A 19,172-nucleotide genomic window follows, 5' to 3' on the forward strand; every position below is an offset into this window, starting at 1 on the left:
AACGCAAGCACCGCGACGCACACCGTGCCCACCACGATGCCGAGCAGGACGGGCACCGCACCGGCGCCGACCTTCTTCGGGAGCGCGAGCGCGACGGCGGGCGCGAGCTGGGTGAGCCCGCCATAGGTGAGCAGGAGGAGCGAGGCGATATCCGACTTGGCGAGGCCGAACAGGAGAGCGAGTCCCACGGCCACCACCACGACGGCGTGGTTGAGGCGGAAGCGCAGCGTCGGGTTCTTGACGCTGAGCACGTTGTTCGAGACGAGCGAGGAGATGCCCATCGCGATCGCTGCGGCCGGAACCATCGCGGCGGCAGCTCCTGCGACCGCGATCACCGCCACGAGCCAGTCGGGAAGCGTCTGCTGGGCGACGGTGAGCAGGACGTTGTTGCCCGGGGTCTTGGGCTTGAGGACCAGGAATCCTGCCATGCCCGCGAGGATCGGGACGACGAGGAGCAGCTGGTAGACCGGAAGCCAGCTGTAGTTGCTGCGCAGCACGGCTCCGCTCTTCGCGGCGAGGATCGGGGGCCAGAGGTGGGGGAACGTGTTGAGGCCGGCCCCGATGCTCGTCACGACCGCGGACGTGACGAAGAACGTGGTGTCGAGCCCCGGCGTTGAGACGGTCATGAGCCGCGGAGCGGCTTCGCCGACCCGCGCGAAGACGTCCGGGATGGTGCCCACGCCCGCGAGGACGCCGGCGAGGACCACGAGGAGCGCCACGAGCATCGCGAAATCCTTGAACACTGCCACACGCGCAATCCCGCGGATCCCGGCCCAGATCACGAACACCACCACGAGGGCGGACGCGACGACCATGCTGAGCCCGCTCGCCGAACTGCTTCCCGTGGCGAGCTGGACGATGAGCCCCAGTCCCGTGATCTGCAGCTGGAGGTACGGGATGAGGAAGACGGCGCCGACGAGCGCGACAACCACCGAGAGCGCCCTGCTGCCGAAGCGGTCGCGGAAGAAGTCGGCCATGGTGAGGTAGCCGCGATTCGCACCGAGCTCGCGCAGCCGGGGCGCCACGAAGTAGAGCATGGCCGAGCTGATGGAGAGGTAGACGAGCGCGAAAAGGGCGCTCACCCCGCCGCCGTACGCGATGCCGGCGAGGCCCAGGAAGCTGAACGTGGTGAGGGACTCCCCGGCCTGGAGGAACCACGAGGTCCACTTCGGGAGGTCGCGGCCGCCGACCGTCCAGTGCGCCATCTCGCGCTGGCGCTTGCGGCCGAGGATGCCGAGGGCACCGATGAAGAGGATGCCGACGATGATCGCGGGAGTGAGCATCAGCGGACCGCCTCTCGCTGTGGGCCGGCGGCCCGGCGATAGGACGCCTCCACGATCCGCAGCGCGACGACGAGCAGGACGATCATCGCCACGACCCACCCAATCGGCGCGGGAACGCCGAACCAGAGGGTCGGTGAGGTGGTGAACGGAAGGAACGGGGTGATGAGCATGCCGAGGCACGGAACCGCCGGGATGGCGATCCTCCTCGGGGTGGCGAGGGTGTTCACAGGACTGCAACTCCTTCAGGGTGTCTGGATCCGAGCGGGGAGACATGTTCGACGGCGGCCGCGAGCCGCAGCAGGCGGACGTCGCTTCCGCGGCGCGTGAGCATCTGGAGGCCCACGGGAAGGCCCGAGGGCGTGAAGCCGGCGGGGACGGACAGGCCCGGGATGCCGAGCGGGGTGAAGAGGTAGGCAGCGCGCATCCAGTCCAGATACGTTTCGAGCTGCTGGCCGTCGACGACGGTCGGGAAGTCGAGTTCGATGGGGAACGGCGCGACTTGGGCCGCCGGGGCGATGACGAGGTCGAAGCGGCCGAAGAACTCGTCGGCGCGTCGGGCCAACCGGGTCACGATCTCCTCCGCCCGCACCACATCGCGCCCCGTGAGCCTCGCGCCGTCGCGGATGTTGCCCGCCAGGAAGGAGGTGAACAGGTCCGGATCCGCGGCGAGCTCGTCCCCCCACAGGGAGTCGAACGCGGCGGCGCGCAGCGTTCGGAACGCCTCGTCCGAGCCGTCGAGGTTGGGGCACGCGCGCTCGACGTCGGCCCCGAGCTCCTCGAGGAGCTGGGCTTGGCGTTCGACGACGTCGAGCACCTCCCGCTCGACCGGCACCCGCCCGCCGAGCGTCGGGGCGAAGGCGACGCGCAGACCTCGGAAGTCTTCGCCGTTGCACCCTGCCGACTCCACCTCGGCGACGAAACGTGCCGAGGTCGGGGCGACGGACATGACGCCCAGGAGCAGCGCCGTGTCGCGGGCCGTCCTGCCCATGGGGCCTACCACGCCCAGGGTGAAGAAGTCGTTGGGGCCGTCGTCGGGCACCAGGCCGGGGGTTGGCCGCAGTCCCACGACGTTGCAGAACGAGGCCGGGTTGCGGAGCGAGCCGCCCATGTCGCTCCCGTCGGCGATCGGCTGGAAGCCGGCCGCGAGGGATGCCGCCGCCCCGCCGCTGCTCCCGCCGGCCGACCGGCTGAGGTCGTAGGGGTTGCGGGTCGCGCCGAAGACGCGATTGACGGTGTGCGAGCCGGCCGCGTGCTCGGGGACGTTCGTCTTGCCGAGCCGGATCGCCCCGGCGGCGAGGATCGAGCGAACGTGAGGGTCGTCGTCGTCCGGGAGGTGGTCGGCGTAGCGAGGGTGGCTGAATGTCGTGCGGAGGCCGCGGGTGCGGGCCGTGTCCTTGAACGCGATCGGCAGGCCGTGCAGGGGGCCGACGCTTGCTCCCGCGGCGAGCGCCCGGTCCGCATCCGCGGCCGCCGCCCGCGCCCCCTCCTCGTCGAGGGTGACCACCGCGTTGATCGCCGGGTTCAGCGCGTGGATCCGGTCCAGATGCGCCTCGAGCAGCTCGACGGCGGAGACCTCACGCGAGCGGATCATCGCCGCAAGCTCCACGGCATCCAGATACACCAGTTCATTCATTGCGAGTCATTTTCTTACTAGTCTCTTTCTGATTGAGCCATGAGCACCTCGTTTGATAGGTACAGTGAACCAAGGTAGTGCTCCAACTCACATTTGACCAGACCCCACGAAAAAGGGACGGGATCCCGCCCGGGGCCCCGTCCCTTTAGTGCTGCGGCGCGCCGTCTACGCCTGCGGGAGCGTCCGCTCGAGCAGCGCGAGGAGCTCCTTCCAGTGCCGCTCCGCAGCATCGGCGTTGTACGACGACGTGTCAGCCTGGGTGTAACCGTGCCGCGCCCCCTCGTACACCTCCGCCCGGAACCGCACGCCCGCCTCGGTGAGCGCCGCGTTAAGCCGCTCGATCTGCTCGGGCGGGAGAGAGTGGTCCTGATCGGCGTGGCCGAAGTAGAGCTCGGCCGTCACGTGCTCGGCCACGAGGTGAGGGCTGTCGGGGGCGTCGGTGGCGAGCCCACCGCCGTGGAAGCCAGCGGCGGCGGCGACCCGATCGGGGTAGGCGCCCGCGGTGCGCAGCGAGAGGCGCGCGCCCATGCAGTAGCCGGTCACGCCGACCGGCCCGTCGGCCACCTCGGGACGCTCGGCCAGCCACGCGAGGTACGCCTCGGCGTCGTCCACGGCCCGCTCGGGGGTGAGCTCGCGCATCATGGGCCCGATCTGGTCGAAGAGCTCCGTCCGCTGCGAGGTGTCGATGAACTCGGGGAGGTCCAGGACGGGCGTGTGCCCGCTCCGGTAGAACACGTTCGGGACCAGGACGGCGTAGCCCGCCTCGGCGAGCCGATCCGCCATCGCCTTGAGGTGCGGCCGGACCCCGAAGGCGTCCATGTAGAAGAGCACGCCTGGGTGGGGCGCACTGTCAGCCGGGTGGGTGAAGTATGCGTCAGCGACGCCGTCACGGGTAGGAATCTCGATCATGGAACGGTTCACGGATGTCACAGATGCCCACGGTACTCCCTGCTGGTTCCGGGGAGGATCCCCCGCCTACAGTGGGCGCATGGCCGGAACTGAGCAGAACCAGCACGACCACACTGACACTCTCCTTCGCGAGCTGGCCGCTGCCCACCGGGTAGCCACCTCGTACTGGGGCTGGGACGGCGTGGAGCGGGCCGTCTCCCGCGAGACGCTGCGCACCGTCCTCGGCGCGCTCGGGGTCGACGCCGAGACGGACGACGCCGCTCGGGCGGCGCTGCGGGATTCGGAGCTCGAGCCGTGGCGCCGGCTCCTGCCGCCGGTGGTCGTGGGCAGGGAGGGAGAGGACACCGAGGTGCACGTGCACGTTCCCCACGGGACGTCGGTCCAGGTCTGGATCACCGCGGAGGACGGCTCCCGCGTCGAGGTGCGGCAGGCGGACGACTGGGAGGCGCCCCGCGAAGTCGACGGCGTCCTCACGGGCCGGGCCACGTTCGCCCTGCCGCGCAGCCTCCCGCTCGGATGGCACACCCTGCACGCACAGGCAGAGAACGCGAGCGCCGAGTGCGCCCTCGTCATCACCCCCGCGCAGCTCGCAACGAACCTGCGCCTCGCCGATCGTCGCCGCTGGGGAATCATGGCGCAGCTCTACTCGGTCCGGTCCTCGCGATCCTGGGGCATCGGGGACTTCGCGGACCTCGCCGACCTCGCCGCCCTGTCCGGGGCCGAGGGCGCCAGCTTCGTGCTCGTGAACCCCCTGCACGCCGCCGAGCCGCGGCCGCCCCTCGAGGACTCGCCGTACCTGCCGGTCACGCGCCGGTTCGTGAATCCGCTCTACATCCGCGTCGAGGACATCCCCGAGTACCGGAGCCTGGACGCCGGGGCCCGCGCCAGGATCGAAGCGCTCGCCGAGCCGCTGCACAGGGCCGACCGCTCCGCCGACCTGCTGGACCGCAACGAGAGCTTCGCGGCCAAGCTGGAGGCTTTCGAGCTCATCGCCGCCGTGCCGAGGACGCCGGAGCGAGAAGCCGAGTACGCGCAGTTCCGTTCCGAGCAGGGCCAGGGTCTCGACGACTTCGCCCTCTGGTGCGCCCTGGCAGAGGAGCTCCCGCCCGGGGACCCGGGTTGGGCTGACCCTCAGCAGACCCACGGACGGCTCGAACGCGTCGAGTTCTTCCGCTGGCTGCAGTGGATCTGCGACCAGCAACTCGAGGCTGCCCAGCGCACGGCGAAGGAATCCGGCGTGGACCTCGGGATCATCCACGACCTCGCCGTGGGAGTCAGCGCCACGGGTGCGGACGCCTGGACGCTCTCGGACGTCCTCGCGCCGGGGGTCACGGTCGGCGCGCCGCCGGACGTGTTCAACCAGCAGGGTCAGAACTGGAGCCAGCCGCCGTGGCATCCCCGCCGGCTCGAGTCCTCGGGCTACGCCGCCTACCGGGACATGCTCCGCACCGTCCTCCGCCACGCGGGCGGCCTCCGCATCGATCACATCCTCGGACTGTTCCGCCTCTGGTGGATCCCCGAGGGCGGGGGCCCCGAGAACGGCACGTATGTGTACTACGACCACGAGGCCCTGGTAGGCATCCTCGCCCTCGAGGCGCAGCGCGCGGGCGCGATCGTGGTCGGCGAGGACCTCGGAGTCTTCGAGCCGTGGGTGCGGGATTACCTTTCCGAACGCGCCATCTACGGCACCTCGATCCTCTGGTTCGAGTACGACGGCGACCGCCCCCTTGCGCCCGAACGGTACCGCGAGCGGTGCCTCACGAGCGTCAACACGCACGACCTGCCGCCGACGGCCGGCTACCTCGCGGGCGAGCACGTGGCCCTCCGGGAAGCCTTGGGCCTGCTGGCCCGACCGGTCGAGGAGGAACGCGCGGCCGCGGCCGCGGAGCAGGAGGCCGTCCTCGAGCTCGTGCGCGAGAAGGGCCTCCTTCCAGCCGTTCCGGCCCCGGACGGGTCCCAGGCCACGGTGGAGGCGCTCTACGCGTTCACCGCGCTCACGCCGTCGTCCTTGCTCGGCGTGGCCCTCGTCGACGCGGTCGGCGAGAAGCGCACCCAGAATCAGCCCGGGACCACGCACGAGCAGTACCGGAACTGGTGCATCCCCCTCGCGGACGCGGACGGGGCTCCCGTGCTCCTCGACGACCTTGCGGGAAACCCCCGCTTCAGCTCGCTGACGAAGACGATGCGCGAGGCGCTCGCGGCCGCCCGTCCATGACCACGCCGCCACGCTTGTAGGCCCGGACCACGAGCGAGGTGCGGATCGCCTGGACTCGGGCGGTCCAGTGGCTCTCGGTGAGGAACGAGCGGAGCTCCTCGAGGCCGGCCACGGTCACGTTGACCATGAGCTGGAACTCCCCCACGGCCATGACGGCGTAGCGGACTCCGGGGGCCTCGGCCGCGAGCCGACCCACCTCGCGCACATCCGACGGCGCAACCCGCGCCCAGAGCACGGCCTCCACGGGGAATCCGATGTCTGCGGGGTCGACGATCGCGCGCACGGAGAGAGCGCCCCGCTCGAGCATGCCGGTGAGCCGCCGCCGCACCGCGGGCGCGGTCAGGCCCACAGCGGCGCAGAGCTCCGCGACGGGAACGCGCCCGTCGGCGACGAGAAGCCGGACGATCTGGTGGTCGATCCCGTCGAGGTCCGTCGCGGCGACGGGGCGCGCCGGCGGCGGGGGTACGTCGCGCAGCCTGGCGGCTTCCGCCTCCGTGACCGGCCCTGGATGCCAGTCGGCCACCGTCCGGAAGTACTCCATCACCGGGGCGGCGCTCACCTGAACCACCCCGTCCAGGTGCGGGAACTCGTCCAGCACGAGGGACGCGAGCTGCCCCGGCCTCGCGTGGACCTCCACGAGGAGCCGCATGGGGCTCGAGAGCACATAGGCGAAGATGACGTCCGGATTCGCGGAGAGCTCCGCCGCGACCTCCTCGAGGCGCCCCGGCTCGCAGTCCAGCTCGATCAGGTGCGTGGGGCCGAGGGCCGCGAGGCCCGCGACCCGGACGGCACCGGAGTCGAGCAGAGCGAGGCCGCGGCGGGTGACGGTGCGGAAGGGCTCCCCGAGGACGTCGGCGATGTGTCGCCAGGATGCCCGGCCGTTGACCTGCAGTGCCGCGACGATGCGCCGGTCCAGCTCGTCGAATTCTCGCCCCTCCACCCACCTGATTATGCCTGTCGGGAAGAAAAGCGGCCGTAGGATAGTTACGGAAAGCAACGAATTCAGTTTCCCCCTCTCTCTAGCCTCAGGGAGTCTTCCGTGTCGCAGTCCGCACCCTCCGCCGCTCCCCCGGGAGCCATCACGAAGCGTCAGATCAGGGGCGTCATGGTCGGGCTCATGCTCGGCATGTTCCTCGCCTCCCTCGATCAGACGATCGTCTCGACCGCCATCTACACGGTCGCCAACGACCTCGATGGCTTGAGCCTTCAGGCCTGGGCCACCACGGCCTACCTCATCACCTCGACCGTGAGCACGCCCCTCTACGGCAAGCTCTCGGACATCTTCGGCCGCCGCCCGCTGTACATCGCGGCCATCGCGATCTTCCTCGGCGGCTCGATCTTCGCGGGCTCCGTCCACTCGATGAGCGAGCTCGCCGTGGCCCGCGGCATCCAGGGGCTCGGCGCCGGGGGCCTCATGGCGCTCGCCCTCGCCATCATCGGCGACATCGTGCCCCTCTCGGACCGAGCGAAGTACCAGGGCTACTTCATGTCCGTGTTCGGCGTCTCCTCGGTGCTCGGGCCGGTGGTGGGCGGTGCCTTCGCGGGCGCGGACCAGATCCTGTGGATCACCGGCTGGCGCTGGGTGTTCTACGTCAACGTTCCCGTCGCGATCGCGGCCCTCGTGACGGTGTTCCTCTTCCTGCACCTCCCGGCGCACCACACGCGCCAGCGGATCGACTACTTCGGCGCAGCGGCCATCACCGTCGGCCTCGTGCCGCTCCTCCTCGTCGCCGAGCAAGGCCGCGGCTGGGGCTGGGCGTCGGCGAACTCGATCGTCTGCTACGCCATCGGCGCGGTGGGCCTCGCGGCGTTCGTGGTCATCGAGAAGTTCGCCGGCGACTATGCGCTCATCCCGCTGCGGCTCTTCAAGAGCGCCCAGTTCAGCCTCTCGGCGCTCTTGAACTTCATCATCGGCATCGGCATGTTCGGCGCCATCGCGATGCTCCCCATGTATCTGCAGCTGGTGAAGGGCCTCACGCCCACGCAGGCAGGGCTCCTCATGATCACCTTCACGGTGGGCATCATGTCCGCCTCGATCACGGCGGGCCGCACCATCTCGGCGACGGGAACCTTCAAGATCTTCCCGATGATCGGCACCCTCCTGCTGGCCGGCGCCGCAACGACCATGGGCTTCGTGCTCACCGTCGACACCCCGCTCTGGGTGCCGGCCCTCGTCGCGGTGTTCTTCGGCATGGGGCTGGGCTGCTGCATGCAGCCGCTCGTGCTCGCGATGCAGACCTCCGTCCCGCCGAAGGACATGGGCGTGGGGACGTCGACGGCGGCCTTCTTCCGCTCGATGGGCGGGGCAGTCGGCACTGCCGTGTTCATCTCGATGCTCTTCAGCCTCGCGGCCGACAAGATCAGCTCGACGATGAAGGACGCCGTCAACCAGGCCGACTTCATCAAGACCATGCGAGATCCAGCGGTCGCCGCGGATCCGGCGAACAAGCCGCTTTTCGACCTGTTCAAGGGCGGCACGTCCGGCGGACTCGGCACGGACAACCTCAACGACACGAGCTGGCTCTCGAAGGCCAACTCGGTGCTCACCCACCCGATCAAAGACGGCTTCTCGCAGTCCGTCGACGTGGTGATGCTGACCGCGGCAGGCCTCATGGTCGTCGCCTTCCTCATCACGCTCGCGCTGCCGAATGTCAAGCTGCGCGATCCGAAGGCCGCGCTCAAAGAGCCGGCCGCGGCCTAGCACTCAAAGAACGACGGCGCCCGGCGGCTTCCTCCGGGAAGTCGCCGGGCGCCGTGCGTTGGCCGGGGAGAAAATCAGGCGATGCGCTGGTGGGTGTCGCCGAAGGGGACGCTCGCATCGTGAGCGACCGTGTACTGCCCTGCTGCCTCTCGGGTGACGAGGATGCCGCAGCAGGGCTGCGCCACAGCGGTCTGCTGCAGCGTCTCGATGGCCGAGCCAAGTGCGGCGTCGAGCTCATGCGCATGGTCGACGACGATTCTCAGGCTCCGGTGGTTGTGCACATCGGGGGACATGCGCACGCTCCTTCCGAATCAAATGTTGTTTTAGAGCGTCAAGTCTAGGGTACTTGGCCCCATTTCCATCAACTAGAGGGATCTTTGGTGCGTCGATCCAAAGACCATCTGGGCATCCTGCATGGTCAATTGGCCTTCGGAGTAGCGGTAATCTAGGACTCGCCCTGTTAGGGGCATCACATTTTTGCCAACTACGCGAAGGTAGTAGCACTATGACTAAGCTCACCAGCCCTACCGGGCAGAGACAGGGCGAGCCGCACCTCAGCCGAGGCCTCTCCAACCGGCATATCCAGCTCCTGGCGATCGGCGGCGCCATCGGCACGGGTCTCTTCATGGGCTCTGGCAAGACGATCTCGGTGGCCGGCCCGTCGGTGATCTTCGTCTACATGATCATCGGCTTCATGCTGTTCTTCGTCATGCGGGCCATGGGCGAGCTCCTGCTCAGCAACCTGAACTACAAGACCTTCAGCGACTTCGCGGGCGACCTCCTCGGGCCGTGGGCCGCCTTCTTCACGGGCTGGACGTACTGGTTCTGCTGGGTCGTCACCGGAGTCGCCGACGTCGTGGCCATCGCAGGCTACGCCCAGACCCTCTGGCCCGGAATCCCGCTGTGGATCCCCGGTCTCGCCACGATCCTCATCCTCCTCGCCCTCAACCTGCCCACCGTCAAGGCGTTCGGCGAGGTGGAGTTCTGGTTCGCGCTCATCAAGATCGTGGCCATCCTCGCGCTCATCGTGACCGGCCTCATCATGATCTTCTCGGGCTTCAGCTCTTCCGCGGGCACCGCCGCGTTCGCCAACCTGTGGCAGTTCGGCGGGTTCTTCCCCAAGGAGTTCATGGGCTTCGTGGCGGGCTTCCAGATCGCCGTGTTCGCCTTCGTGGGCATCGAGCTCGTCGGCACTGCCGCCGCCGAGACCAAGAACCCAGAGAAGAACCTGCCCAAGGCCATCAACGCCATTCCGGTCCGCGTGGGCCTGTTCTACGTCGGCGCGCTCATCATCCTCATGTCGGTCACGCCGTGGACCCAGTTCCAGGCGGGGCATTCGCCGTTCATCGGAATGTTCTCCCTCGCGGGACTCGGTGCCACCGCGACGATCGTGAACCTCGTGGTCCTCACCTCAGCCATGTCGAGCGCGAACTCCGGCATCTACTCGACGTCCCGCATGGTGTTCGGCCTCGCCCAGGAGGGCGACGCGCCGTCGATCTTCGGCAAGCTGTCCTCGCGCAAGGTTCCCCAGAACGCACTGTTCCTCTCGTGCATCCTGTTGCTCTCCGGCGTCGTGCTCCTCTACGCGGGCAAGGACATCGGCACCGCGTTCGACATGGTGACCACGGTCTCGGCCGTGTGCTTCATGTTCGTGTGGTCGATCATCCTCGCGAGCTACCTGGTGTACCGCAAGCGACGCCCCGAACTGCACGCCGCCTCGACCTACAAGATGCCCGGCGGCCCGGTGATGATCTGGGTGACGTACGCGTTCTTCGCGTTCCTCGTGTGGGCCCTCACAACCCAGACCGACACGCTCATCGCGCTCCTCGTGACGCCGATCTGGTTCGCCATCCTCTTCGCCGCGTGGCTCGTGCTGCGCCAATCGCCGCTGCACCAGGCGCGCATCGCCGCCCACGCCGAGGCCCTCCGTGAGGAGGAGCGCGTCGCCTGACCGCCCCCTCCCATGTTGCTCCGTCAGCTCCGCAGGGTGTACACCCTGCGGAGCTGACGGAGCAAGCTTTACGCTGGGGCGCATGAGCCGCTTCGCGCCCCGCACCACGCCGAGCCTCGAGCCAGACGACGCCGCGACCCTTTCGCGCGCGCTCGATGCCGGGGATGTGACCGTCTTCGCCGACGGCACGGCCTACCGCCTCCCGGACACGGCAAGGGACGCCGTCCTGGATCTCCTCGCGAGGCTCGGCCGCGGGGAGGCCGTCACGGTGAGCAGCGCGGAGGACGTCCTCACGGTCGCGCAGGCCGCCGAGCTCGCGGGAATCAGCCATAGCTACGTCCGCAAGCTCACGGACCTCGGCGTCTGGCCGGTCGAATACCGCGGGACGCACCGGCGAATCCGGCGCGAGGACGTTCTCGCCTGGTTGGGAAAGCAGAAGGCCAGCGGCTAGATCCGCGGGCGCGCGGCCCAGCGGCGCGCCTTGAGCGCAAGGTGCAGCTCCTGGCGCACCCGGCCCCCCAGAGGGTCCGCGCCGAGGAGCTTCCGCACCCGCGCCACCCGGTGATACACGGTCGAGCGATGGATGTGCAGGCGATCCGCGACGGTCTGCACGGCGCCGTCGTTGTCGTAGAGTTCCTCGAGCACGGGCAGCAGTTCGTCCGCACGGTCTTCCTCGACGAGCAGGTCGGCGAACACGCTGGACGGCTCCATGCCGACCGAACCCATGAGCTGGTACACGCCTACCGTACGAACGTCCACGAGCTCCCCGAGGGCGGGGTCGACGGCGGCCGCCTGGGCCGCGACCTTCGACTGGGCGTAGGCGTCCGGGAGGCCGCGCAGGGAAGAGAACGGCTCGCTGATCCCCACGAGGACGCGGCCCGGCGGTCGCCCTGAGCGCTTGGCCAGCTCCCGCTCGTAGTGTGTGAGGACCGCCGCGTGGTTGGCGCGCCCCGTCGAGTGGGCGAAGAGGGCCACGGCGTGGGTCTCGGCCCCCGCCGTGAACAGCGCTGGGTCGATCCCTGCGGTGGCGAGCATCGCGGCGGTGCTGGTGGCGACGACGGCGGCCTGAGGATCCTCGGGGTCCGCACCGTCCGGGTCGAGCAGCGTGACCATCTGCCAGGGCGCCCGCCCGTGGACCTCCCGCCACCCCGCGATCTCGGCGAGCGCCGGCTTGTCGCCGGCCGCCGCGGAGAGGAACGTCGTCTCGCGCTGCCGCCGGTGCGCGGACGCCGCCGTGTTCGAGTCCAGGAGGAGCCCTGCGATGAGCTCGACCTCAAGGCGCACGCCCGGCAATGCGGCGAGGATCGCCGTCGCACTTTCCTCCTCCGGCTCCTGCTGAACCCAGAGGTACCCGACGCGGAAGCCGCGGACCAGGAGCGGAACGCACACCCGCCCGTACATCCCCAGATCGGCGTTGGGCGGCACGGCAACCGGGCGCACCGCCGTCGCGATCCCGTGCGAGAGCTGCCACGCGCTGACGTCGGCCGGGACTCGCTTGGAGAGCAGGAAATTCACCCGGACGGGATCGGCGTGGGCCTGGTTGGAAGAGTAGGCAACGAGGAGCCCGTCGAGGTCCTCGACGGACAGCCCCCTTCCCAGCTTCTGGGCGGCTTTCTCAACAAGGTCCTCGACCCCTTCGCGCATGCCTCCCAGCATAGGCTTTTGTCCCCACAGCAGGCGACAATTGCCGTCCCCACGTGCGACACGAGTTCAACGAACGACGACGGAAACCGCGGAAATCCGCGGAAGTCACCCTGCGCGCGCGGTCACCTCGCATGTTGTCCAGCTCACAGGGATCCTACGCTGGAAGCACGCAGGAACCCCGCGTCAACACCGCGAGAATGACGGAGACGAAAGTGATCATCGGAGTCCCCAAGGAAATCAAGAACAACGAGTTCCGCGTGGCCATCACGGCTGCGGGAGTCCACGAATTCGTTGCCCACGGGCACAGCGTGCTCGTGGAGGGCGGGGCCGGACTCGGTTCCGGCATCACCGACGATGAATACCGCGTTGCTGGCGCCGAGGTCGTCGCCGACGCAGCGGATGTGTGGGCCCGGGCGGACATGGTCATGAAGGTCAAGGAGCCCATCGCGTCCGAGTACCGCTACTTCCGCAAGGGCCTCATTCTCTTCACCTACCTCCACCTCGCCGCAGAGGCCGAGCTCACGCGGGCCCTCCTCGACGCGGGCGTCACGGCGATCGCCTACGAGACGGTTCAGGAGGGCCGGGCGCTGCCCCTGCTCGCCCCGATGTCCGAGGTAGCCGGCCGCCTGTCGGTGCAGGTCGGGGCGCAGGCGCTCCTGGCCCCGAATGGCGGCAAGGGCATCCTGCTCGGCGGCGTCCCGGGCGTCCGCCCGGCGAAGGTCGTGGTGCTCGGGGCGGGCGTCGCTGGGACGAATGCGGCCGTCGTCGCCATCGGCCTGGGCGCGGATGTGACCATCCTGGACATCAACATCGCCCGCCTCCAGGAGCTCGACGCGCTCTACGGAAGCCGAATCAAGACCGTGGCCTCCAACAAGTACGAGATCGAGAAGTCCCTCGTCGAGGCCGACCTCGTGATCGGCTCCGTCCTCGTCCCCGGAGCGAAGGCCCCCAAGCTCGTCACCAACGAGCTCGTCTCGCGGATGAAGCCAGGATCGGTCCTGGTGGACATCGCCATCGACCAGGGCGGCTGCTTCGAGGACTCGCACCCGACCACGCATCAGGACCCCACGTTCCGAGTCCACAACTCGATCTTCTACTGCGTGGCCAACATGCCCGGCGCGGTCCCGAACACGTCGACCTACGCCCTGACGAACGTCACCCTCCGGTACGCGGCCCTGCTCGCGGACCTTGGCGTGGAGAAGGCTTTCGAGAAGAACCCGGCCCTCGCGGCAGGCCTCAACGTCGCGGCTGGCCGGGTCACCAACCGCTCTGTCTCCGAGGCGCACGGCCTCCCGCTTGAGAACGACTGGCACGGGCTGGTTTCGGTGTAATTCCTACTCCCCCTGCGCGGACGGCTCCTCGTCGCGCTCGCCGCCGGCCTGTCCGCCGTCGAGCCCTGCCCTGAGCCTGACGAGGAGCTTCCGGAGGAGACGGGAAACCTGCATCTGGCTCACGCCGAGTTCCCCCGCGATCTGCTTCTGGCTCATCTCGCGCACGAAGCGCAGGTGCAGCAGGCGACGCTCGCGGGCGCTAGCCCCGCGGAGCAGCGAGTCCAGCATGGCGCGCAGCTCAGCCTCGCCGAAGCCGGGGTCGTCCATGCCAACCTCGGGGCCGCCGTCGTCCTCGTCCGTTCCGCCCAGCGGGTGCGGGACGAGCGCCGCTTCGGCGGCGGCCGCCTCGGCGACCTCGCTCGGCGTGAGATCGAGCGCCTCCGCAAGCTCCTTCAGGCTTGGCTCGCGCCCCAGCGACTGCTCGAGGTCAGATCGTGCGCCGTTGACCCGCATGCGCAGCTCCTGTATGCCGCGCGGCGGCCGGACCACCCACGAGTTGTCCCGCAGATAATGCCTGATCTCCCCCAGAATCGTCGGCACAGCGAAGCTCACGAATTCCCCTTGGCCCTCCACATACCTTGCGGCGGCACTCAGCAGACCAAGGCGGGCCACCTGCGTGAGGTCGGCAACGTCGTGCCCACGCACCGCGTGGCGGCGCGCCAGGGCATCGGCCAGTCCGAGGTGCCGGATCACGAGCTCGGCGCGCTGGGCATCGCTCAAACCGGGCACATGGGGGCACTCCGGGCCGCTGGCGGCTCGGTCGATCGGCATGGCGGTACAGCTCCGTGGGGAAGAAGGACTGCCGCTGCTCGACTGCAGTCAGATTAGGCAAGCGCACCGGGCCGGACAAAATCGTCTCGAAATCAGGTCATGGCCGGACTCATGTTTGACCTCCTCGGGAGCGGGCAACGAACAGGCACGGTGGAGTGCTCCAAGCACCTGACCGACGAGCCCAACGAAAGGAGCAGCATGGGAGCCGACGACAAGATCGAGAACAAGGCTGAAGAACTCAAGGGCAAGGTCAAGGAGGGGGCCGGAAAGGTCACCGACGATCACAGCCTCGAGGCTGAGGGTCACGCAGACCAGGCCAAGGCCGGGCTCAAGCAGGCCGGCGAGCACGTCAAGGATTCGTTCAAGAAGAACGACGACGACCGCTAACCACAGATAGCAAAGCCGCCGCCTCGCATGAGGCGGCGGCTTTGCTGTTGCCCGATTCCTGCCGGCCATAGCCCCCAGCGGGACCGAAGCCTAGGCTGGATGAAGGGGACTGGAAACAGAATCGAGGCGACACCGAGATGTCACGCATCAACGGCGACGAGGACCGCATCCACAGCGAGGCCCCCGCCGAAGGCGATGAGGAAGCGGACACGACCGAGATCCGCGCCCATTCGGAGGATCCAGCCGAGGGGATCGACGAGGAGTAGCGGCTACCCCTTCGGCGCGGCGACGCGCGAGAGCTGGGCGAGCCCCTTCTCGAAGTCCTTGCCCACCATCTTGTCCATGTTCATAAAGCGCACGAACAGTGTGGAGAGCCCTCGCGTCTCGCCGGCGAGGGACCACGTCACGCGGGTGCCGCCGGCCTGAGGCTCGAACGTGAAGCCGGTCGGATTCACGGCCTTCCACGGCTTCAGGAATTCAAGGCGGATGCGGACGCTGCTCGGCTCGTTCGACTCGACGATCTCCATCCGCCCGGAACCGACCTTGCGATTGCCCTGCCACGCATACTGGGCGCCTGGCCCGGATTCCGGACCGGCGTAGGTCTTCTCCATCGACGGGTCGGTCCCCTCCCAGGGCGACCACTCGGTCCAGTTATGGAGGTTGTTCACGTAGGGGAAGATCTGCTCGGGCGGGGCAGGGATGAAGGCGCTGCGCGTGACGGTATAGGCAGACATAGGAGCATGGTATTCGGATCTGCCGAATAGGCCGAACAACAAAGGGTGCGTATTCGGAAACTTCCAGCTACTCTGTGTGAGTGACTTCACAGGACACCACGGTTGAACTGACCGCCGAAACGCAGACCGCCCTTGAGCGCGCCGAGGCCAGCCATCGCCACGAGGCGCTCTTTTCCGACCGCGCCCACAACATCAAGCAGTCGGCTGTCCGCGACGTCTTCGACATCTCCATCCGCCCAGGCCTCGTCTCCCTGGCCGGCGGTTCCCCGAGCCTCAGCAAGCTGCCCCTCGACCTCGTGGGCGAGACCGCGAAGCGCGTCATCGAGGAGCACGGCATGACGGCCCTGCACTACGGCGGCGGCAAGGGCACCGAGGAGCTTCGCCAGCTCATCTGCGAGATCATGGCGGAGGAGGGAATCCTCGGAGCCTCGCCGGATGACGTCGTCGTCACCACCGGCTCCCAGTCCGCTCAGGACATTGCGGCGAAGGTCTTCTGCAACCCGGGAGACGTGGTCCTCGTCGAGGATCCCACCTACGTCGGCGCGCTCAACACCTTCGAGGCGTACCAAGTCCAGGTCGAGCCCGTCTTCATGGACGAGCACGGCCTCATCCCCGAGGAGCTCGAAGCGCGCATCGCCGAACTCGAGGGCCAGGGCAAGCGGATCAAGCTCCTCTACTCGATCCCGAGCTTCAACAACCCCTCGGGCATCACTCTGGCCGCCGAGCGCCGCCAGCGCATCGTGGACATCTGCCGAGACCACAACATCCTCGTCCTTGAGGACAACCCGTACGGCATGCTGCGCTTCGATGGCCACCCGATCACGCCCCTGCGGGCCGACAACCCGGACGACGTCATCTACTGCGGCTCGTTCTCCAAGATCTTCTCCCCCGGCGTGCGCCTGGGCTGGGCGCTCGTGCCCCGACACCTCTACCGCCGCTTCTACCTTGCGGCCGAGGCTGTGGTGCTCTGCCCCTCGACGCTCACCCAGCTGCTGGTCACAGAGTTCTTCCACCGGTTCGACTGGCGCACCTACCTCGCCGAATCCCGCGCGGTCTACGCGGAGCGGTGCGCGGCAATGCTGCAGGCCCTCGGCGAGCACTTCCCCGCCGAAGCGAAATGGACGACGCCGGAGGGCGGCTTCTTTGTCTGGGTCACCCTCCCCGAGGGGATCGACACGTATCCTCTGCTGTACCAGGCGATCGACGCCGGAGTCGTCTTCATCCCGGGCGCCGCGTTCACGCCCGGCAGCGAGACGAGCAGCAAGCTCCGGCTCGCCTTCAGCGGGGTCTCCCCCGAGCAGATCCACGAGGGCGTCCGGCGCCTCGCGCCGGTGATCGCCGCGGCCGTCGAGGCGAACGCCCAGCAGCCGGTGGGCTAGGCCTTCCGCTCGTACACCCACGGCAGGGACGTCATGTGCAGCCGGTGCCTCGCCGGCCCCGTGGATGCCGGATTGCCGTACTGGGCGTCGCCGGACCAGAGGACAGCCTCGACTCGTCCGTCGTCGGCCAGGAGCTGGAGGCTCGCGTAGAGCTCGGGCTCCCTTGACGCAGCGTCGGCGAGCACGAGGGCCGTCGTCTCCGAGCCGAGGAGACCGTGCAGGGTGACCCAGGTGGGCGGGAAGAGGGTCATCTCACCGCGTGCGTGGCGCTCGAGGGCGACGGCGGGAGCCACCCACGCGTACGCAACGTGCTCGCCGTCGTTGAGCCGGATCTCGGTGCCGGGATCCTTCGCGACGAAGAACCACGTCCTGAGGCGCTTCTCCGCGCGCTGCGGCGGGACCCAGACGGAGAGATCCACGAGGGAGTCGGCCCAGAGGGCCAGGTTGGTCTCCTCGAGCGTTTCCCGCACAGCAGCCCGCCGCACGGCGAGTGGAGCGCGCTGGGGCTCCGCTGAGGCGTCGGGGAGCGCGTGGTCGGGAAGCGCGTCCTCCGGGTCCACTCGGCCGCCGGGGAAGGCCCAGGCACCCGCAAACGAGCCGAGGGACGGCCTTTCAAGAAGGAGAACCTCGACGCCCGCCGCACCGTCGCGGAGGATGACGACCGTGGCTGCATCCCCGTGGATCCATGGCTCAGGCATGGACTCAGTATGGCCTGCCCCGACCCGCCGTACGCTAGAAGGCGTGCTTCTTTCCCGCCGCCAGTTCCTCCGCGCCACTGCGGCGGTCGGCGTGCTCGCCCCGACCTTGTCCTCGGCCCTCACTTCCTGCGCGGCGCCCGAGGACGTGCCGAAGGTCCAATTCGGCGCGGCTCTACCCATCCCGCCGCTCGCGGAATCGACGGTCCAAGGCGGAACGCGGGTCTTCGCACTGAACGCGCAGGGCGGCAAACACGAGTTCGTTCCCGGCAAGCCTGCGGACTCGATGGGCTACAACGGCTCCTACCTGGGCCCGACCCTGCGCGCCAGGCGTGGCGAAAAGGTGCGCATCGACCTCCGCAACCAGCTCAGCGAGGAGACGACCATCCACTTCCATGGCATGCGCCTGCCCGCGGCCGACGACGGCGGACCCCACCAGATGATCGACGCCGGCTCCTCCGGATCCCCCGCGTGGACGATCGACCAGCCAGCCGCAACGCTGTGGTACCACCCGCACCCGCACGGCAGCACCGAGCGACAGGTGTCCCTCGGCCTCACGGGCCTGTTCCTCATCGACGAGCCCGGAGCCCCTCAACTCCCCCACACCTACGGGGTCGACGACGTCCCGGTCATCGTCCAGGACCGCCGCCTCGACTCGAACGGCCAGCTCACCTTCGACTCCTCGGGCAACTCCCTCGGCACGCTCGGCAACTCGATCGCCGCGAACGGCGTCCTCGGCGCGACCCTCAAGGTAAGCACCGAGCGCGTCCGGCTGCGCTTGCTCAACGCGAGCGACGGGCGCTGGTTCAATTTCGGCCTTGCGGACCATCGCACCTTCCAGGTCGTCGCGTCCGACGGCGGCCTGCTCGCCGCGCCCGCGCCCGTCACCCGGGTGCAGCTCTCCCCAGCGGAACGCGCGGAAATCGTCGTCGACCTCAAGCCCGGCGAGCAGATCATGCTCCGTTCCTTCGCTCCCGAGCTCGGCTCCGTGAACCCGCCCGACGCGTTCGGCGGGGGCAAGGACTTCGATGTCCTGCGGCTCGACGCATCGGCGAGCCTCACGCCGTCGCCCGCGCTCCCCTCGTCGCTCACAACGATCCCTGCCATCGACGTCGACGGGGCGCATATCCGGAGCTTCACGCTCAACGGCCGGAATATCAACAACCACACAATGGACATGAACCGGGTCGACGAAGTAGTGGCCAAGAGCGCCACGGAGGTCTGGTACGTGGACAACACGAGCGCCTACCAGCACAACTTCCACGTGCACGGCGTGCAGTTCCAGCTGCTCGACATCAATGGCGCCCAGCCGCCCGCGGCCATGCGCGGCTGGAAGGACACGATCCCGGTTCTCCCGCGCGACCGCATGCGCATCGCCATGCAGATGCCCGCCTACGCCGATGAACAGCATCCGTACATGTACCACTGCCACGTCCTCACCCACGAGGACCAGGGCATGATGGGCCAGTACTTGGTCACGGAAAGCGGCACCGGGCCATCCAGCCTCACGATGGAGGGCATGCAGCACTAGGATCCGTC

19 protein-coding genes are annotated in these 19,172 nt (G+C 68.6%); 9 read left to right on the forward strand and 10 right to left on the reverse strand.

The features are described 5' to 3' along the window. The 4 genes from ACTHL9_RS04345 to ACTHL9_RS04360 all read right to left on the reverse strand — a co-directional run. Positions 1–1,283, reverse strand: a 1,283-nt coding sequence (locus ACTHL9_RS04345; RefSeq protein ID WP_440517559.1) for a sodium:solute symporter family protein, incomplete at its 3' end; no start/stop codon positions are given. Further along, positions 1,283–1,510: a hypothetical protein gene (locus tag ACTHL9_RS04350; protein WP_440517560.1), complete on the reverse strand. Its 228-nt coding sequence runs from the start codon at positions 1,508–1,510 to the stop codon at positions 1,283–1,285. The genes ACTHL9_RS04345 and ACTHL9_RS04350, both read right to left, overlap by 1 nt. Then, positions 1,507–2,916 carry an amidase gene (locus tag ACTHL9_RS04355; RefSeq protein WP_440517562.1) on the reverse strand — a complete coding sequence of 470 codons (1,410 nt, stop codon included), beginning with the start codon at positions 2,914–2,916 and terminating at the stop codon, positions 1,507–1,509. Before ACTHL9_RS04355 ends, ACTHL9_RS04350 begins: the two co-directional genes overlap by 4 nt. 165 nt (positions 2,917–3,081) lie before the next feature. After that, positions 3,082–3,825, reverse strand: a complete 744-nt coding sequence (locus ACTHL9_RS04360; RefSeq protein ID WP_440517563.1) for a dienelactone hydrolase family protein — start codon at positions 3,823–3,825, stop codon at positions 3,082–3,084. Between the two features lie 79 nt (positions 3,826–3,904). Between ACTHL9_RS04360 and malQ the strand changes: the two genes are divergently transcribed. Then, complete coding sequence (malQ, locus tag ACTHL9_RS04365; protein WP_440517564.1) at positions 3,905–6,040, forward strand: 4-alpha-glucanotransferase; 2,136 nt, start codon at positions 3,905–3,907, stop codon at positions 6,038–6,040. Here the strand turns inward: malQ and ACTHL9_RS04370 are convergent. Beyond that, positions 5,988–6,980, reverse strand: coding sequence for an Lrp/AsnC family transcriptional regulator (locus ACTHL9_RS04370; protein WP_440517565.1), 993 nt, complete (start codon positions 6,978–6,980; stop codon positions 5,988–5,990). The two genes, malQ and ACTHL9_RS04370, sit on opposite strands and share 53 nt — an antisense overlap. A gap of 99 nt (positions 6,981–7,079) precedes the next feature. Between ACTHL9_RS04370 and ACTHL9_RS04375 the strand changes: the two genes are divergently transcribed. Then, positions 7,080–8,741, forward strand: coding sequence for an MDR family MFS transporter (locus ACTHL9_RS04375; RefSeq protein WP_440517566.1), 1,662 nt, complete (start codon positions 7,080–7,082; stop codon positions 8,739–8,741). A gap of 74 nt (positions 8,742–8,815) precedes the next feature. Here ACTHL9_RS04375 and ACTHL9_RS04380 read toward each other — a convergent pair whose 3' ends face one another. Next, on the reverse strand, positions 8,816–9,034 hold the full coding sequence (locus tag ACTHL9_RS04380) for a hypothetical protein (protein WP_440517568.1): 219 nt from the start codon (positions 9,032–9,034) through the stop codon (positions 8,816–8,818). A 212-nt stretch (positions 9,035–9,246) separates the two neighbouring features. On the opposite strand from ACTHL9_RS04380, the gene ACTHL9_RS04385 reads away from it, so the two are divergent. Beyond that, complete coding sequence (locus tag ACTHL9_RS04385; protein WP_440517569.1) at positions 9,247–10,692, forward strand: amino acid permease; 1,446 nt, start codon at positions 9,247–9,249, stop codon at positions 10,690–10,692. An 82-nt stretch (positions 10,693–10,774) separates the two neighbouring features. Then, positions 10,775–11,143, forward strand: a complete 369-nt coding sequence (locus tag ACTHL9_RS04390; RefSeq protein ID WP_440517571.1) for an excisionase family DNA-binding protein — start codon at positions 10,775–10,777, stop codon at positions 11,141–11,143. Here the strand turns inward: ACTHL9_RS04390 and ACTHL9_RS04395 are convergent. Then, positions 11,140–12,336, reverse strand: a complete 1,197-nt coding sequence (locus tag ACTHL9_RS04395) for a PucR family transcriptional regulator (RefSeq protein WP_440517572.1) — start codon at positions 12,334–12,336, stop codon at positions 11,140–11,142. The two genes, ACTHL9_RS04390 and ACTHL9_RS04395, sit on opposite strands and share 4 nt — an antisense overlap. A gap of 212 nt (positions 12,337–12,548) precedes the next feature. Between ACTHL9_RS04395 and ald the strand changes: the two genes are divergently transcribed. After that, positions 12,549–13,667, forward strand: a complete 1,119-nt coding sequence (gene ald / locus ACTHL9_RS04400; protein ID WP_440517597.1) for an alanine dehydrogenase — start codon at positions 12,549–12,551, stop codon at positions 13,665–13,667. Positions 13,668–13,670: 3 nt separating this feature from the next. Here the strand turns inward: ald and ACTHL9_RS04405 are convergent, their stop codons facing one another. Further along, a complete protein-coding gene (locus tag ACTHL9_RS04405; RefSeq protein WP_440517574.1) occupies positions 13,671–14,438 on the reverse strand; it encodes a sigma-70 family RNA polymerase sigma factor in 768 nt (255 codons plus the stop codon). A gap of 198 nt (positions 14,439–14,636) precedes the next feature. Between ACTHL9_RS04405 and ACTHL9_RS04410 the strand changes: the two genes are divergently transcribed. After that, positions 14,637–14,825 (forward strand): CsbD family protein, encoded by a 189-nt coding sequence (locus ACTHL9_RS04410; protein WP_440517575.1) that lies wholly within the window; start codon positions 14,637–14,639, stop codon positions 14,823–14,825. Positions 14,826–14,962: 137 nt separating this feature from the next. After that, entirely contained in the window at positions 14,963–15,091 is a 129-nt protein-coding gene (locus tag ACTHL9_RS04415) for a hypothetical protein (protein WP_440517576.1), read from the forward strand. Between the two features lie 3 nt (positions 15,092–15,094). Here ACTHL9_RS04415 and ACTHL9_RS04420 read toward each other — a convergent pair whose 3' ends face one another. After that, positions 15,095–15,559 (reverse strand): SRPBCC family protein, encoded by a 465-nt coding sequence (locus ACTHL9_RS04420; RefSeq protein ID WP_440517577.1) that lies wholly within the window; start codon positions 15,557–15,559, stop codon positions 15,095–15,097. Between the two features lie 80 nt (positions 15,560–15,639). On the opposite strand from ACTHL9_RS04420, the gene ACTHL9_RS04425 reads away from it, so the two are divergent. Next, the gene (locus ACTHL9_RS04425; protein WP_440517578.1) at positions 15,640–16,938 is read left to right on the forward strand and encodes a PLP-dependent aminotransferase family protein; all 1,299 of its coding nucleotides are present in this window, start codon (positions 15,640–15,642) and stop codon (positions 16,936–16,938) included. Here ACTHL9_RS04425 and ACTHL9_RS04430 read toward each other — a convergent pair. Next, complete coding sequence (locus ACTHL9_RS04430) at positions 16,935–17,636, reverse strand: NUDIX hydrolase (RefSeq protein ID WP_440517579.1); 702 nt, start codon at positions 17,634–17,636, stop codon at positions 16,935–16,937. The two genes, ACTHL9_RS04425 and ACTHL9_RS04430, sit on opposite strands and share 4 nt — an antisense overlap. 43 nt (positions 17,637–17,679) lie before the next feature. Here ACTHL9_RS04430 and ACTHL9_RS04435 point away from each other — a divergent pair, with 43 nt between their 5' ends. Then, complete coding sequence (locus ACTHL9_RS04435) at positions 17,680–19,164, forward strand: multicopper oxidase domain-containing protein (protein ID WP_440517580.1); 1,485 nt, start codon at positions 17,680–17,682, stop codon at positions 19,162–19,164. The last annotated feature ends 8 nt before the right edge of the window (positions 19,165–19,172 follow it).

The organism is Sinomonas sp. (assembly GCF_051955515.1).
Classification (GTDB): domain Bacteria; phylum Actinomycetota; class Actinomycetes; order Actinomycetales; family Micrococcaceae; genus Sinomonas.

Bases quoted from the DNA above. Each gene is read 5' to 3' on its own strand.
- ACTHL9_RS04355 (WP_440517562.1), bottom strand. From the start codon at position 2,916: ATGAATGAACTGGTGTATCTGGATGCCGTGGAGCTTGCGGCGATGATC.
- ACTHL9_RS04360 (WP_440517563.1), bottom strand. From the start codon at position 3,825: ATGATCGAGATTCCTACCCGTGACGGCGTCGCTGACGCATACTTCACC.
- malQ (WP_440517564.1), top strand. From the start codon at position 3,905: ATGGCCGGAACTGAGCAGAACCAGCACGACCACACTGACACTCTCCTT.
- ACTHL9_RS04380 (WP_440517568.1), bottom strand. From the start codon at position 9,034: ATGTCCCCCGATGTGCACAACCACCGGAGCCTGAGAATCGTCGTCGAC.
- ACTHL9_RS04385 (WP_440517569.1), top strand. From the start codon at position 9,247: ATGACTAAGCTCACCAGCCCTACCGGGCAGAGACAGGGCGAGCCGCAC.
- ACTHL9_RS04390 (WP_440517571.1), top strand. From the start codon at position 10,775: ATGAGCCGCTTCGCGCCCCGCACCACGCCGAGCCTCGAGCCAGACGAC.
- ACTHL9_RS04395 (WP_440517572.1), bottom strand. From the start codon at position 12,336: ATGCGCGAAGGGGTCGAGGACCTTGTTGAGAAAGCCGCCCAGAAGCTG.
- ACTHL9_RS04405 (WP_440517574.1), bottom strand. From the start codon at position 14,438: ATGCCGATCGACCGAGCCGCCAGCGGCCCGGAGTGCCCCCATGTGCCC.
- ACTHL9_RS04410 (WP_440517575.1), top strand. From the start codon at position 14,637: ATGGGAGCCGACGACAAGATCGAGAACAAGGCTGAAGAACTCAAGGGC.
- ACTHL9_RS04415 (WP_440517576.1), top strand. From the start codon at position 14,963: ATGTCACGCATCAACGGCGACGAGGACCGCATCCACAGCGAGGCCCCC.
- ACTHL9_RS04420 (WP_440517577.1), bottom strand. From the start codon at position 15,559: ATGTCTGCCTATACCGTCACGCGCAGCGCCTTCATCCCTGCCCCGCCC.
- ACTHL9_RS04430 (WP_440517579.1), bottom strand. From the start codon at position 17,636: ATGCCTGAGCCATGGATCCACGGGGATGCAGCCACGGTCGTCATCCTC.